General features: G+C 60.5%; 14 protein-coding genes and 1 pseudogene. 6 read left to right on the forward strand and 9 right to left on the reverse strand.

Annotation, left to right across the window (positions count from 1 at the left end):
* Window positions 1-497: 497 nt before the first annotated feature.
* From DK391_RS41525 to DK391_RS41540, 4 genes and pseudogenes are all read right to left on the reverse strand, one after another.
* Window positions 498-926: pseudogene (locus DK391_RS41525) on the reverse strand (PAS domain-containing protein); the annotation flags it as partial.
* A 124-nt stretch (window positions 927-1050) separates the two neighbouring features.
* Window positions 1051-2301, reverse strand: coding sequence for a formyl-CoA transferase (gene frc / locus DK391_RS41530; RefSeq protein WP_109483819.1), 1251 nt, complete (start codon window positions 2299-2301; stop codon window positions 1051-1053).
* A 26-nt stretch (window positions 2302-2327) separates the two neighbouring features.
* Complete coding sequence (oxc, locus tag DK391_RS41535) at window positions 2328-4067, reverse strand: oxalyl-CoA decarboxylase (RefSeq protein ID WP_109483820.1); 1740 nt, start codon at window positions 4065-4067, stop codon at window positions 2328-2330.
* 231 nt (window positions 4068-4298) lie between these two features.
* On the reverse strand, window positions 4299-5018 hold the full coding sequence (locus tag DK391_RS41540; protein WP_109483821.1) for a GntR family transcriptional regulator: 720 nt from the start codon (window positions 5016-5018) through the stop codon (window positions 4299-4301).
* A gap of 282 nt (window positions 5019-5300) precedes the next feature.
* On the opposite strand from DK391_RS41540, the gene DK391_RS41545 reads away from it, so the two are divergent.
* The gene (locus DK391_RS41545; RefSeq protein ID WP_109483822.1) at window positions 5301-5669 is read left to right on the forward strand and encodes a hypothetical protein; all 369 of its coding nucleotides are present in this window, start codon (window positions 5301-5303) and stop codon (window positions 5667-5669) included.
* 255 nt (window positions 5670-5924) lie between these two features.
* Here DK391_RS41545 and oxlT read toward each other — a convergent pair whose 3' ends face one another.
* The 4 genes from oxlT to DK391_RS41565 all read right to left on the reverse strand — a co-directional run bounded on the left by oxlT (window position 5925) and on the right by DK391_RS41565 (window position 9676).
* On the reverse strand, window positions 5925-7244 hold the full coding sequence (oxlT, locus tag DK391_RS41550) for an oxalate/formate MFS antiporter (RefSeq protein WP_109483831.1): 1320 nt from the start codon (window positions 7242-7244) through the stop codon (window positions 5925-5927).
* Window positions 7245-7729: 485 nt separating this feature from the next.
* Entirely contained in the window at window positions 7730-8449 is a 720-nt protein-coding gene (locus tag DK391_RS41555; RefSeq protein WP_109483823.1) for a GntR family transcriptional regulator, read from the reverse strand.
* A 121-nt stretch (window positions 8450-8570) separates the two neighbouring features.
* Window positions 8571-8867: a hypothetical protein gene (locus tag DK391_RS41560; protein WP_109483824.1), complete on the reverse strand. Its 297-nt coding sequence runs from the start codon at window positions 8865-8867 to the stop codon at window positions 8571-8573.
* A gap of 86 nt (window positions 8868-8953) precedes the next feature.
* The gene (locus DK391_RS41565) at window positions 8954-9676 is read right to left on the reverse strand and encodes a hypothetical protein (protein WP_109483825.1); all 723 of its coding nucleotides are present in this window, start codon (window positions 9674-9676) and stop codon (window positions 8954-8956) included.
* Window positions 9677-9749: 73 nt separating this feature from the next.
* Between DK391_RS41565 and DK391_RS41570 the strand changes: the two genes are divergently transcribed.
* Window positions 9750-11096, forward strand: a complete 1347-nt coding sequence (locus DK391_RS41570; RefSeq protein WP_109483826.1) for a metallophosphoesterase — start codon at window positions 9750-9752, stop codon at window positions 11094-11096.
* A 24-nt stretch (window positions 11097-11120) separates the two neighbouring features.
* Here the strand turns inward: DK391_RS41570 and DK391_RS41575 are convergent, their stop codons facing one another.
* The gene (locus tag DK391_RS41575) at window positions 11121-11474 is read right to left on the reverse strand and encodes a DUF1428 domain-containing protein (RefSeq protein WP_109483827.1); all 354 of its coding nucleotides are present in this window, start codon (window positions 11472-11474) and stop codon (window positions 11121-11123) included.
* Window positions 11475-11674: 200 nt separating this feature from the next.
* Between DK391_RS41575 and DK391_RS41580 the strand changes: the two genes are divergently transcribed.
* The 4 genes from DK391_RS41580 (at window position 11675) to DK391_RS41595 (ending at window position 15137) form a co-directional block, all read left to right on the forward strand.
* On the forward strand, window positions 11675-12061 hold the full coding sequence (locus DK391_RS41580; protein WP_109483828.1) for a DUF2946 domain-containing protein: 387 nt from the start codon (window positions 11675-11677) through the stop codon (window positions 12059-12061).
* A 109-nt stretch (window positions 12062-12170) separates the two neighbouring features.
* Window positions 12171-13052, forward strand: a complete 882-nt coding sequence (locus DK391_RS41585) for a hypothetical protein (RefSeq protein WP_109483829.1) — start codon at window positions 12171-12173, stop codon at window positions 13050-13052.
* 13 nt (window positions 13053-13065) lie between these two features.
* The gene (locus DK391_RS41590) at window positions 13066-13425 is read left to right on the forward strand and encodes a copper resistance protein CopC (protein ID WP_109483830.1); all 360 of its coding nucleotides are present in this window, start codon (window positions 13066-13068) and stop codon (window positions 13423-13425) included.
* Between the two features lie 245 nt (window positions 13426-13670).
* Window positions 13671-15137, forward strand: a complete 1467-nt coding sequence (locus DK391_RS41595) for a mechanosensitive ion channel family protein (RefSeq protein ID WP_109483832.1) — start codon at window positions 13671-13673, stop codon at window positions 15135-15137.
* The last annotated feature ends 159 nt before the right edge of the window (window positions 15138-15296 follow it).

Consider the following 15296-nt stretch of genomic DNA (forward strand, 5'->3'; position numbering starts at 1 on the left):
GCAAGGACCGTAGTGGGTGGTGTTCAGCGGCTTTCTTTTGCCTACTTTTCTTTGCCGCGGCAAAGAAAAGTAGGTGCCGCCCCGCACAGGGGCAACGCTAGCAGACCACTAACAACACGCGGACGCCAGCGCAAAAAACCCACCCCAAACCGTCGCAGACGAAAAAAAAACCTAAACCGATATCATCTCCACAACAGCCCCTCTAGCAGCATCAATCGCCGCCGCCTCGGTAGCAAAAACCGCATACTCAGCCACCTGCTGAAACGGCACCACATGCACACGCGCCTCCGCCCCATCATCCAGCTTCCGAACGGATTCAAACGCCGCCCACCCACCATGACTAATAAACTGCCGGGCAGACAATTCAACCTGATAGGCCCCAAACGTTTCCACACGCATCGATCTTCTCCATGAGCAAATCGCCATACCGGCGATCGACATTGATATTGATTACGCAAACGCGAAAGCGCGAACGAAAGCGGCCCACAGAAAAATCCGGCGCCGGCGCGCGCCTCAAGCTCCGCGATACGCTTGCGCAAATTGCGATCTTCCTGAAACCGCGCGGTTTCATCGCGGATCACCGCGACGATGCCAGTCAGTTCGCGCTCGGGTGAATACAACAGTGCAACCGTAAAAGCGATCGACAGCGCGCGACCATCCTTGTGAACAGCGGGCACGCGCAAAAGATCATTGCCATAGCGCGTCTGTCCCGTCGCCATGGTCTTTTCATAACCTTCCCAATGACGTCCTCGCAGTCGCTCGGGGATGATCAGATCCAGCGACTTCCCAAGTGCATCCTCCGGCGTAAAGCCAAAGATCCGCTCCGCCGCAGGATTCCACAACGTAATCGCGCCATGCTTGTCGGAGATCACGACGGCATCGCCGATCACGTTCACCAGCTGTTCAAAATCGATGGCTGCTTGCATATAGGGGCTCGTGTGTTATTGGGCTAGCTGCCGCTCAGCAAAAACAGCGCCACGTGGGCGCTGTTCTGTGGGTTCCGTGCGTCTCTCCATGCAACACACGGAACCGTTGAAACGCCTCTGACGATTACACCACTTTCGATTCCCGCAGGTTCGCGATCTGCTCGAAGCTGTAGCCGAGACCCGCCAGCACTTCTTCCGTGTGCTCGCCAAGCAGCGGCGAACCAGTGATTTCAGGCTTCATGTCCGAGAACTTGATCGGGCTGCCCACCGTCAGATACTTGCCGCGCGCCTTGTGGTCCACTTCGACGATCGTGCCGCTCGCACGCAGCGACTCGTCATTGGCGATTTCCTTCATCGACAGAACCGGCGAGCACGGAATGTCGAACTTGCGGAGGATGTCGACAGCCTCGAACTTCGTCTTGTCGGCAAGCCACCCTTCGATCGTGTTGAAGATATCGAAGATATGCGGCTGACGTGCCTGTGCCGTCTTGTAGTTCGGATCGTCGATCCACTCTTCCTTGCCGATCGCACGGCAGATCGGCTCCCACGCGTGGCCCTGAATCGTGAAGTAGATGTACGCGTTCGGGTCCGTTTCCCAGCCCTTGCACTTCAGCACCCAACCCGGCTGGCCACCACCGCCTGCATTGCCGCCGCGCGGCACGACATCGCTGAATTCGCCATGCGGATATTGCGGATACTCTTCCAGGTAGCCGACGCGGTCCAGACGCTGCTGGTCGCGCAGCTTCACGCGGCACAGGTTGATCACGCTGTCCTGCATCGACACGGCCACCTTCTGGCCCTTGCCCGTCTTGTCGCGGCCGATCAGTGCCGTGAGAATGCCGATGGCCAGGTGCATACCCGTGTTGCTGTCGCCGAGTGCTGCTGCGCTCACTGTCGGCGGGCCGTCCCAGAAGCCTGTCGTCGATGCGGCGCCGCCTGCGCACTGCGCGACGTTTTCATAAACCTTCAGATCGTCGTAATGATGGCCATCGCTAAAGCCCTTCACGGAAGCCACGATCATCTTCGGGTTCAGTTCGTTGATGCGTTCCCACGTGAAGCCCATGCGATCCAGTGCGCCCGGCGCAAAGTTCTCGACCAGCACGTCCGATTCCTGGATCAGCTTTTCCAGTACTTCCTTGCCGTCCTGCGTCTTCGTGTCGAGCGTCAGCGAACGCTTGTTGCTGTTGAGCATCGTGAAGTACAGCGCGTCGGCTTCAGGAATGTCGCGCAGCTGGTTGCGCGTCACGTCGCCCGAACCGGGGCGCTCGACCTTGATCACATCTGCGCCGAACCAGGCAAGCAACTGGGTGCACGCAGGGCCTGCCTGAACGTGCGTGAAGTCGATGATCTTGACGCCTTCGAGTGGTTTGCTCACTTTCGTATCTCCGTGGTTGGCTGATGTCACTTTTTCATTGCCGCGCTTTGCGGGTTCAGATTCGTCAAGCGTCCGCTTTCGGTCCCGGCCGCTTCGTCGATCACGGCGTTGATGAGCGTCGGCTTGCCCGATGCAATCGCTTCCTTCACCGCTTTTTCCAGTTCTTCCGGCGTCGTCACGTTGTAGCCAATGCCGCCGAATGCCTCGATCATCTTGTCGTAGCGCGCGTCCTTCACGAACACCGTCGGCGCGACGTCCTTGCCGCCCGTCGGGTTCACGTCGGTGCCGCGATACACGCCGTTGTTGTTGAAGATGACCGTGCACACGGGCAGGTCATATCGGCAGATCGTTTCGAGTTCCATGCCGCTGAAGCCGAACGCGCTATCGCCTTCGATCGCGAGAACCTGCTTGCCGCTCGTCACGGCGGCGCCGATAGCGAAGCCCATGCCGATGCCCATCACGCCCCACGTACCCGAATCGAAACGCTTGCGCGGCTGATACATGTCGATGATCGCGCGTGCATAGTCCAGCGTGTTCGCGCCTTCGTTTACGACATTGATGTCCGGGTTCTCCTTGACGATGTCGCGCAGCACGCGCAGCGCGCTGTGGAAGTTCATCGGCGACGGATTCTTTGCGAGCGTCGCGGCCATCTTCTGCAGGTTGGTGTTCTTCTTCTCGGTGACGGCGTCGATCCATTCCTTCGGCGGTTGCGGGAAATCATCGCCAACCTGATCGAGCAGCGAAGCGACGCACGAACCGATATCGCCGACGCGCGGCGCCGCGATCGCGACGTTGCTGTCCATTTCCTGCGCCGAAATGTCGATCTGCACGAACTGCTTCGGCTTGCCCCACGTCTTGCCCTTGCCATGCGACAGCAGCCAGTTCAGACGCGCGCCGACCAGCACGACCACATCGGACTCAGCCAGCACGAACGAACGCGCAGCGGATGCCGATTGCTCGTGCGTATCGGGCAGCAGACCCTTGGCCATCGACATCGGCAGATACGGAATGCCCGTCTTTTCGATGAACGCGCGGATTTCCTTGTCGGCCTGCGAATACGATGCGCCCTTGCCGAGCAGCAAGAGAGGACGCTTGGCCGTCTTCAGCAGATCGATGGCGCGCTTCACTGAATCAGGCGCAGGCAGCTGGCGCGGCGCTGCATCGATCACGCGTACCAGCGACTGCTTCGCTTTCACGGCATCGATAGTTTGCGACAGCAGCTTCGCGGGCAAGTCGAGATACACGCCGCCCGGACGACCCGACACCGCAGCGCGAATCGCACGCGCGAGGCCGATGCCGATGTCTTCTGCGTGCAGCACGCGATACGCAGCCTTCGCATACGGCTTCGCTGCGTTCAACTGATCCATTTCTTCGTAGTCGCCTTGCTGCAGGTCGACGATTTCACGTTCGCTCGATCCGCTGATCAGGATCATCGGGAAGCAGTTCGTCGTTGCGTTGGCGAGGGCCGTGAGGCCGTTCAGGAAGCCCGGTGCGGACACTGTCATACAGATGCCGGGCTTTTGCGTCATGTAGCCGGCAATCGCCGCTGCATGACCTGCGTGCTGCTCGTGACGGAAACCGATAAAGCGCATTCCTTCCGCTTGCGCGAGGCGCGCGAGGTCGGTGATAGGAATGCCGACCAGACCAAAAATCGTGTCGATATCGTTCGCTTTGAGTGCATCGATGACGAGGTGGAAACCGTCCGTCGTTTGTTGTGCGTTCTCTTCAGCGGATTCTTGCGGTCTGATCTCAAGTACATCTGCCATGACGTCTCCTCCTTGGCCGGGTGTTGTGTGGCGTCTCGTGATATACAATATTCCAAACACAATATTAGTCAACGGATTTTTGCGAACGGCTTTGCTTTCATCGGGTACTGCTGCAGTGCAAAAGTTGGCTAGCGCTTTGTGTTTGAAGGCTTTGGGCGCTTATATCGTGCGTTGCATCAAGCGCCCGTTCGGGATAATCCTGGGGTCGTCGCGAGTACGTGCCGGCGGCCCTCAGTCCAGAAAATCGCAATGCGCTTCGACATACAGCGCGAGGTCGAGCGAGTGCTGGCGCACCAGCGTCTCGACGCGTTCGGTATCGCGCGCTTCCAGCGCTTCGATAATGCGCATGTGGTCTTCGATCGAACGCGACGCGCGGTCGCTCTGCGCGATCGTCATGCGCCGTATCGCGCGCACATGCATGAAGATGTTCTTGATGGTGTCGAGGATGATCTGCGAGCCGGATAGCTCGACCAGCGCCTGGTGAAACGCGATGTTCACCTCGGAGTACTCCTCGATGTGATCGGTCGGCGTCGCTGAATGGAAGTCGTCGAACATCGCGCGCAGGCCCGCTATGTCTTCATTCGAAGCGCGCTGCGTGGCCAGGCGCGCGGCCACGCTTTCGAGCGCGGCCCACATGCAGATCATCTCGACGATCTCTTTCTTCGTCTTGCGCAGGATGTAGACACCGCGGCGCGGCACCGTGCGCAGAAAGCCTTCCTGTTCGAGCAAGGTCATCGCTTCACGCACGGGCGTGCGGCTCACGCCGAGCGCTTCCGTCAGCTCCTTCTCATCCAGACGCACTTCCTCACGCGAGTGATAGATGTCGGTGTTCGCGATCGCCTGCTTGAGCCGTGCGTACGCCTGATCGCGCAGCGAAGCCGTCGCGTTGATCGGCGTGAGATTCAGGCTCAACGGGACCGAGCGGACATTCTCTTGCGTGTCGGTGGACATGGTCGGCGTGTCTCCTCGTGGTCGAAAACGGTGGCGGCCCGTTTGACGACGCGCGCCAGGTCGGCGCGGCCGTTTGGCCCTTCTACCCGTCTGCAAGTACCGCTTTGCATATGTGCAATACTGTATATCACATATCTTATCGTCACCAATTCTCCTGCACCCCAGGTATGCAGCGCACAGTACATAAGTGATGACGAATAGTTTTCAAAGAAAACTTTAACTATCGTGAATTGATCGACGCGCCTAAGCTGTCTTCACGCAATCGCTGATATGGAGGGGATGATGCGCAACGCACACGATCAACACGGGACTCACTATGAGCGCTCGATCGACGCGCAGCTGTGCGCGTTCAACAGCGCATTCGCCGACCTCGGCTTGCGCTTCCGCTGGGACGCACAGATGCTCACGTCGCTCGCGACGATCGACGGCGAACATGCACGCGTCGCCGCTTATCTGCACGCGCATCAGCCGCATCTGCTCAACGCGTACAGCGCGGATTTCCTGAGCGACGCGATTCTCGCGAAGAAGCGCGCGCATACGCCCGAAGTTCTGCCGACACGCGTCGACAGGCAGGAGGAAGCGCACCGTTCGGGCTTTTCGCTTTCCCAGTACTTCGCCGACGATGGCGTGCCGGCACTCGCAGGCGCCTGAAGCGCCACGATCGCCGCTCGCAGCAGTACCTTGAAAAACTCCCGCGCCTCACTGGCGCGGGAGTTTTTTATTGGCGGCTGATAGATATCGACAGAAGCGGGACACACACAGTCAAGATCGGACAAGACGCGTGACGCCCGCGCGAAAAAACAAAAGCGGTGCGCCCGCCCCCCAAGGCAGCACACCGCTTCCGCATCACTTCGACTCAAACTTCAACTTCAACGAACCTGCAACGCGCCGTAACAGCGCGACGCCTCACTCGCCCGAACTGGCGCTCAGCCGCGATGCATTGGCCGAGGACGAAGACGCAGACGTTCCCGATTCGATCAATCTTGCACGCATCGGCGCGAGCACGAACTTCGCCGCTACACCTGCTGCAATCGTCACCACCGCCGACACGATAAACACGAGACTCCATCCGCCCGCCGCCGACAACACCGACGCAAGCGGCACCAGCAAGGCCGCTGTGCCTTTCGCCGTATAGAGCGTGCCCGCATTCGACGCCGCAAACTTGCTGCCGAACGTATCCGCGCAAATGGCCGGGAAGATCGAGAAGATCTCGCCCCAGAACAGGAAGATCAGCGCGGCGAACGTCATGAACGCATAAGGGTTCTGGCCATACTGCATCATGCCGAGCAGCGCGAGCCCTTCGCCGATGAAGATCGCGAACATGGTGTTTTCGCGGCCGATCTTGTCGGAGATGAAGCCGCACAGCGGACGCGTGAAGCCATTGCAGATGTTGTCGATGGACAGCGTCATCGTCAGCAGCGGCAACGTCATGCCGAACATCGACATCGGCAATTTGGCGAGCCCCCAGTCTTTAGCGATCGGGCCAATCTGCGCCGTGGCCATCAGACCGCCCGCCGCCACCGCGACGAACGATGCATAGATCACCCAGAAGACGGGCGTCTTGATCATCTGCCCCGGCGTGTAGTCGATCTTGCTGACCGCGAACTTGCGCTTCACGCCCGCCGTGGAACGTGCCACCGGTTTGTGCAGCAGCAGCGCCAGCACGAAAATCGCCGCGCCCTGCAGGATGCCGAAGAACAGGAACGTATGTTCGTAACCCGTGCGCGTAATCATGTTGGCAATGGGGATCACCGTGACGGCCGCGCCTGCGCCGAAACCCGCTGCCGTCAGGCCCGCAGCGAGACCGCGCTTGTCCGGAAACCATTTCAGCGCATTGCCGACGCACGTGCCGTACACGCCGCCCGCGCCAATGCCGGCGATGACCGAGCCGGCATACAGCTCAGGCAGTGTCGTCGCGTGCGAGAAGATCATCCACGCGAGACCGGCGCAGAGCGCTCCAACCGCCACCACCGGACGCGGCCCGAAGCGGTCGACGAGCCAGCCTTCCACAGGCACGAGCCATGTCTCTGTGAGAATGAAAATAGAGAACGCAAGCTGGATAGATGCTTCGCCCCAGTGGTGCCGCGCGTCCATCGGCGCGACGAAGAGCGTCCAGGCGTATTGAAGATTGGCGACCAGTGCCATGCACAACATGCCAATCACCAGCTGAGACCAGCGGTTCGAGAGCAAACCGCTTCCCGTCGCCTGTCGGGTGTTTCCATTCATGAGCATCGTCTCCGCTTTCGACGGGACTGACGTTTTAGCGCCGGCTTCCGTCGCATGCAAAATTGCATGTCATTTCTAATGGTTAGGTGCTGCTACGCCTATATGTATCAGCGCGGCTGCATCGGCCTTGCTGTGTTCTTCTTACCCGGCGTTGGGACTATCGACAGACTTGCGTAGTTAACCATTCAAACAGTTTTCAGTCTTTACATTTCTATTCGAGCGGCCTGCGGATTTTCCCCAATGCATTGCGCTTCAACACGCAATGCCAGGCGTTAACCCTTAAAGGCAGTCCGTTGCCGGGCGAACTCATCGTAAGAGCGCATGCCCGATTGCGAATAATTAAAGAAAGTTATCGAATGGATTCGCGATCGTTTATAGATGCGATGGCGCGGGGCGCGCAGAGAAGCTTGCCGCTTGGCAATGAGGGAAGATGCGGACATCCGAGACGTGGATGTCCGCGGTAGATCAGTGCTGGAAGATGGCCATCAATCGAGGAAATCGCAGTTCGCTTCGATGAAAGCGGCGAGATCGAGCGAGTGCTGGCGCACCAGACGCTCGGCCAGTTCGGTATCGCGCTTCTCGAGCGCTTCGATGATGCGCAGATGATCGACGATCGAACGCGACGCGCGGTCGCTCTGCGAAATGGTCATGCGCCGGATCGCACGCACATGAATGAAGATGTTCTTGATCGTGTCGAAAATGATCTGCGACTTCGACAGTTCGACAATGGCCTGATGGAAAGCAATGTTCGCATCCGAGTACTCGGCAATATGTTCAGCCGGCGTCGAATCGCGGAACTGGTCGAACATATGGCGCAGCCGCGCGATTTCTTCGTCGGTGGCGTGCAGCGTGGCGAGACGTGCAGCCATGCTTTCCAGCGCGGCCCACATCTGCACCATCTCGACGATCTCGCGCTTGTTCTTGCGCACGATGTAGATGCCGCGGCGCGGAATGGTCCGCACGAAGCCTTCCTGTTCGAGCAGCGTCATCGCCTCGCGCACGGGCGTGCGGCTCACGCCCAGCGATTCGCTCAGCGCGCGGTCGTCGAGGCGAATCTCTTCGCGCGACGCATAGATGTCGGCATCGGCGATAGCCTGGCGGAGCATCGCATAGGCGCGGTCGCGCAAGCTCGCGCTCATCCCGATGGGCTGCAATGACAGGGTGAACGGCGTGGCCGCTGGCTGGCTGTCAAGTTCTGACGACATGCATCGCCTCTAATGGACTATGAACGTATTCAGTATATCAGCGTGTGAGGTATTGTCGATGGAAGCCGCCTCTACGCTGGCTGCGCAGCGCATCATCGCACGCGGCGACCAGAAAAAGACACTAGGGATTAGGCACCGTCGACGCGCCCGCCGCCGCAGCCGCCGTCAAGGCTTCGGGCGCCGACGCTTCGCGCGGCGCTTCATGCGCGACGGAACCGCACTGGAGCTGGCCGTTGTCGCTCGATTCGAGTTCGGCGGCATTCAGGTTCGCACAGGCTGCATCGACGATCGTGCCGATGTCGTGCCGGTTGCGCTCACGCGCCGCGTGCTTCATTTCGTTTTGCAGCCAGCCGCTGAACCCGGCGATGGCAAATACGGCAACGGCAAAAAGGACAGACTCGGTTTTGGACAAACGCATCTTTGTTATGGCTTTGCATAAGGGACGGCCAGTCACGTTATCGGCAACTGCGCGGAAAGCTTGAATCGGCTGAATAGCTGGCGTGATCAGCTTGCGTCGTAAAAGCCGTCAAAAACGGCGATGGACACGTCAGTAGCGAGTGCCCGAAAAGGAAAACACTGGGCGATAGCGGCCATATCCCTGTGTTGCGCAATGCGTTGGAGAAAGTACGTTTGCATATCGGGTCGCACATTGCCGTATCGGTCGAGGAATTGTCCCCACAGCGGCATGTTCTGGAAGCGCGTGGTCAATTCGCGCGCGGTTTCGATATAGGCCAAAGGAAAAAGCCTGCGATAAGCGGGCAGATTGTAAAGCCACGACGTGCCCAATACGCGTTGCGTCGAAGGATTGGCATGCATCACATGCTCGAATAGCGCGCGCAATTCGGCGCGCCTTGCGTCAATCCGCTTGCGGCTCAAAGGCGAGTACGCTGGCGAATCGATATTGGAGAAATGCAGGCGAATGGCCGTATCGCTCGCAATTGCATAGGAAAAACAGCCGAAGCGTGCAACCAGAGCGGGCGGCGGCATTTCTTCACGCGTGAGGAAAAACCGCCAGGTCCATTCGACGGGATCTGCCGCATCGGTTAAACCGTCGATATAAATCCGCCACACGCTATGGTTAGCATCGAATTGACGGCCCAATCCAAAGCGGATATAGAAATTCGTGTAATGCAGCAACGCGACTTCCAGCGGCGAGCTGGAAATGGCCGCCACGCGTTCGGCAAAGCGCCATTGCAGTTCGAAAAATGCCCGGCTATATCGGCTCATTCCGTGCTCAATATGCAAATTGTGTGGCGTCAATCGTCTTCGTGTTAGCCCAACCTGACCTTCCGAGAGCGCAATGGCCGCCCAACCCGAGAGTTTCCGCGATCAGTTCGTATCGCTGTTTCAGTCCGCCGTCGATCAGGTCGTGCGCACCGCGTCGCCTTCCACTGCGCTCGTCACACGCCCGGGAACGGACAACGCGCTCGTGAATGCGGCGGCTGCGATTGCAGCGCTGAAATCGCAAGGCCAGACCACCTTACCCGACGTCGCGCCGGGCGAGGTCGCACAGGACGCGTGGACCTGCGCGAAGATGGGCTTCTCGCTGTTGCAGGCGCGCGCTCGCGGCGACGCGACGGCCGCCAGCACGATCGAAAACAATCTGCGCTACAACGTCTGCGATCCGGCCTGGATCAAGGTCATCGAGAACTACATGCAGTTTTTCGGTCCTGACGGCAAGCGCGCGGCGATTCCCTACCGGCGCGCGAACACGATCGGCCCCGTCACGATCCCACTCAAAGCAGGCGCAACGATCGCGCTGATCGCCGACTGGGGCACCGGCACGGACGTCGCCGTCGATCTGCTGAAGCAGGCCGCGCTGCAAAACCCGGACATCGTGATCCATCTCGGCGACATCTACTATTCCGGCACGCCCGAGGAATGCGACGCAAACTTCCGGAACATCGTCGATACCGTGCTGGCGCGCAGTACCAAAGATGTCCCCGTCTACACGCTCTCCGGCAATCATGACATGTACTCGGGCGGTGCCGGCTATTACGGCCTGATCGACACACTGAACGATCACGCGCGCCGGCAGCCCGCGAGCTTCTTCTGCCTGCGCAACGACGACTGGCAGTTCATCGCGATGGACACGGGCCTGCACGACTACAACCCGTTCGACGGCACGGAAGTGCTCACATTCATCGAACCGGACGAAGAACAATGGATCGTCGATCGCATCGCCGAATTCGACGGCAAGACCATCCTGATGTCGCATCATCAGCTGTTTTCGGCGCTGTCGCAGATCGGGCCGCTGCAGGCAGGCGGCAAGCTCGTCGCGCACAATCCGAAGCTGCTGCCGAGCTTCCAGCGTTTCGCACAGGCCGCCAGGCAGCCGATTGCCGCATGGTTCTGGGGCCACGAACACAGCCTGAGCATCTACCAGCCGTATCTCGGCCTGAATCGCGGACGCTGCATCGGCCACGGCGCCGTGCCTGTGATCGTCGACGGACCGGAGAATGCGCCGGATTCACGCATCGTCAATCCGCCCACGTTGCAGAACGTGTTGCTCAAGCAAGCCGACATGATCTACATGCACGGCTTCACGATCATCCGTCTTGGGCAAGGCGCGCAGCATGCGCAGGCGTCGGCTGAGTACTACGAAAGCAGCGACGGCACGACGCCGATGTTCACGGAAACGCTCTAGCGCTCCGGCGTTTCAGGCTCACCGTCATACGTCGACGATAACCTCGAAGCCGCCGTAAATAAGCCGTTTGCCATCGAACGGCATGGGCAGCGTGTCGGGCTGAACGCGCGGATCGGCCATCACCTTGCCCATGCCTTCGTCGCGCGCCGCGCGCGAAGGCCACACGACCCACGAGAACACCACCACTTCATCCGGCTCGCGCTTCACGGCCATCGGAAACGATGTGAGCTTGCCTTCGGGCACATCGTCGCCCCAGCACTCGACCACATTCAGCGCGCCGTATTCCTTGAACACACCCGCCGCCGTCGTCGCATGCTTGCGATAGAGCTCGCGATTCTCCGCCTTCACTGCCACCACGAATCCGTCCACGTAGTTCATTGCCGCTCTCCTGTGCTGATTGACCAGACATCCAGACGCCGGGCATAAAAACCGCGTATGCCCGGTTCTACTGATACGACGCGCGAGGCGACAGCAAATCGACAGCCTCGCGACGATTTTTCATGCGCGAGCGTGCGTGACGCTGCACCGTACGCCGCGCCGATGTCATAATCCGCGCAGCATCCCGCCCCGTTCCCAACATGTCGAGCCGGTTCCATCGGAAGATTGGCAGTATCCTCGGATTGCTTGCGATCCTGATGGCGACGCTCGCGCCGACCATTTCGCAGGCCATCGCGGCGAGCCGCGGCGCCTATGATCCCGCCGCCGCATTGTGCTCGGCGCATACGGCAAGTCCCGCCGACACCCAGGAAGATGATCCCGGCAACGCTCACACGTTGGCCTCGCACTGGCATGCATGCGGCTATTGCAGTCTGCTCACGCATGTTCCCGTGCTGCCCGCGTCGCCCGCTACTTTTGCGCTGACGGTCGCCGTCATTGCGCAGCGCGTTGCCGTGCGCTTCGAAAGCGTCGCGCTTGCCGCGACCTTCGACACCGCGCAGCCACGCGCGCCGCCTGTCCATCTCTGAGTCGAAACGCATCCGGCAACGCTGTTGAAGCGTTGCTGTATCCGCGCATGCCGCGTTGCCGCTTCCCCCCGGCGCAACCGGCACGCGCGCTCACACTCGGGATAAACCCATGAATAACCGATACGTCACGCGCGGCATGCTGCCGCTCGCCGGCTGCATGCTCGCGGCCCTGCTGTTGCCTTCCATTTCTCACGCACACGCGATTGCCGGCGACCGCGTGTTCCCCGCCACCATGGCCGTCGACGACCCCGGCGTCAGCGACGAACTGAATCTGGAGTACGGACATCAGCGCGTGCGCGGCGACGATGGCGACCAGAGCGTCAACACCTTCAGCTTCGAATACGACAAGCTGATCACGCCGCGTCTCGCGGTATCGATAGAAGGCGCCTACGTCGGGCAGAACAATCCGACCGCGCATGGCTTCGACAACTTCGGCGTCGGCCTCAAATACCTGCTGTATGTGAACGAGGCGCACGAATTCATGACGTCGATCGGCGTCGATGCGGATCTGGGCGGCCCGGGCAGCCACGCGATCGGCGACAGTTTCTCGACCATCTCGCCAACCATATTCGCGGGCAAAGGTTTCGGCGATCTGCCCGATTCGCTCGCGTATCTGCGCCCCATCGCGATCACAGGCGAAGCCGGGCCGGCCTTCACGACAGGCGCGGGCCAGCCGAACGCGTTCAACTATGGCGTCACCGTGCAATACAGCCTGCCCTATCTGCAGCAGCACGTGCATGACGTCGGCCTGCCGCAGCCGCTCGCGAACCTGATTCCGCTCGTCGAGATACCGCTGTCGCGCAGCCAGGGGCAGACCACGGGCACGGTGAATCCGGGCGTCATCTGGATCAACCGCTACGGGCAATTCGGCATCGAAGCGCAAATCCCGATCAATCACGCGAGCGGCTCGCATGTCGGCGTGCTGGTGCAGGCGCATCTGTTCTTTGACGACATCGCGCCCACCACCATCGGCAAGCCGCTTTTCCAGTAACGAGGACCGAACCATGAACATCAAACGATTCGTGACCGCGCTCACGCTGTCATTGGCCCTGACGCCGCTCGCGGCGCTCGCTCACGTCTTTCCGCAGAAGCAGACGCCTGGCGCGGGCGCGACGGTCGACGCGCCCGCCAAGGTGACCATCGCATTCGATGGCCCGCTCGAACCCGCCTTCAGTTCACTGACTGTCACGGACGCGGCAGGCAAACAGGTGAACAGCGAGAAATCGACCGTCGATGCGCAACACCCGGATGTCGCCTCCGTCGCGCTGCCTGCGCTCGCTGCGGGCAAATACACGGTGCATTGGGTTGCCGTGGCGTCGGACGGGCATCGTACGCATGGCGACTACTCGTTCAACGTGAAGTGAACGCTTTTCCGTCCATCGGCGCGCCGCGCGTTCGTGGCGACGACGATGGACGGATGCGGGCGGGTGCAGGCGGCTCTGCTGCAGCGCGAGAGAAAATGTCGTAAATAGTTGGCTCGGACGGGACGCGCGGACGGCATGGCACGGCCACGATGCCGCGTTCGCGAGGCCGTGCTACTGTCCCGACTACAGCCATGGCAGCTGGCCTGCAGGTATCGTCGACCGTTCAACCCCGCTACGGAGTGTGCGTGAACAATCCGCTGATTTTCGGCTTTGCGCTCGTCGCAATCGATGTCGTGATCTGGCGTTGCGCGATCCCCAGAAACGAAGTCGCGCGGCTGCTGGTGCGCCTGTGCCTCTACGCTGCCTATAGCGCGCTGCTGTTCAGCACGGGGCTGACGCCGTTCTCGCAGGCGCCGTATGCGGACTCGATGCCGCTGCACATACTCGGCCAGGTACTCGAGATCATCTGGTGGCTGATGGGCGCGCGGCTGCTGAGCGTGACCATCGACACGCTTCTGCTACCCAGCACATGGCGCCGTCAGCGGCTTTTCTCGGACGTGTTTGGCGCCGTGGTGTTTCTCGCAGCTGGCGTCGCCGCGCTCGGCTTCGTGCTTGAGTTGCCGGTGCGCGGACTGGTGGCGACATCGGGCGCGCTGGCCATCGTCCTCGGTCTCGCGATCCAGAGCACGTTGAGCGATGTGTTCGCCGGCATCGTGATCAACACCACGGAGCCGTATCAGATCGGCAACTGGGTTTCCATCGACGGCACCGAGGGCAAGGTGCTGGAGATGAACTGGCGCGCGACGCATCTGCTGACTTCGCAAGGCAACATCGTGATCGTGCCGAACGCCGTGGCGGCGAAGGCGAAGATCACCAACAGCAACCGGCCGCCGTCGCTGCATGGCGTCACGGTGACGCTGGAGATCACACCCGAGGCGCGTCCAGGCATCGTGGTGGCCGCGCTGGAACGTGCGCTCGCCGGTGTACGCGCCGTGCTCGCCGATCCCGCGCCGTATGCGCAGGTGAAGCGGACCAGCGTGATGTCCGTCACATACGAGGCGACGGCGTATGTCGACGACATGGGCAAGAAACTCGCCGTGACGAACGAACTGTACGACTTGTGCTACCGGCATCTGGAGGCGGCGGGCATCGCGTTGCGGCCGCTGGCTGCCGGTTATGCGTCGGCGCCTGCCGTCGCGCAGGAGACGGACCCGCGCATCAGCCTGTTGCGGCGGGTGGAGATTTTTGCTGCGCTGACGGGAGATGAGCTGAAGCATCTGGCGCCTCTGCTGACGCGGCGCGGATACGACCGTGGCGATACGGTGGTCAAGCCGGACAACGTGCTCGATCATCTGACTATCGTCGATTCGGGTGTGCTTTCTGTTGTCGCTGAAGATGCGTCTGGGCCGGTTGAGTTGATGCGACTCGGGCCGGGTGATGCCATCGGCGAAGCGGGTTTGCTGGCCGGTATGCCGGCGAGTGTGACGATTTCTGCGCTGACGGCGGCGAGTGTCTATCAGTTGAAGAAGGATGACCTCACGCCGTTGCTCAAGGATCAGCCCGATGTCGCCAGGTTGATCTGGCAGATGCTGTCACGGCGGCAGGATACGCTAGGGAAGCTCGGGACGCCGGCGCCTGTTGCACAGTCGGAGCAGTCGATTTTTCAATGGTTGTGGGATGGGATGAGGAAGTTGCATGATCTGACGTTTTGATTTTTTTTCTGTCTGCGACGCTGGTTTGTGGGGTTTTTTTTGGGCTTTGGTGGCATCCGCGTTTTGTTAGTGGTCTGCCAGGGTTGCCCCTGTGCGGGGCGGCACTTACTTTCTTTGCCGCCGCAAAGAAAGTAAGCAAAGAAAGCGGGCTAACACCGC

The sequence above is a fragment of the Paraburkholderia sp. C35 genome (assembly GCF_003121405.1).
Classification (GTDB): domain Bacteria; phylum Pseudomonadota; class Gammaproteobacteria; order Burkholderiales; family Burkholderiaceae; genus Paraburkholderia.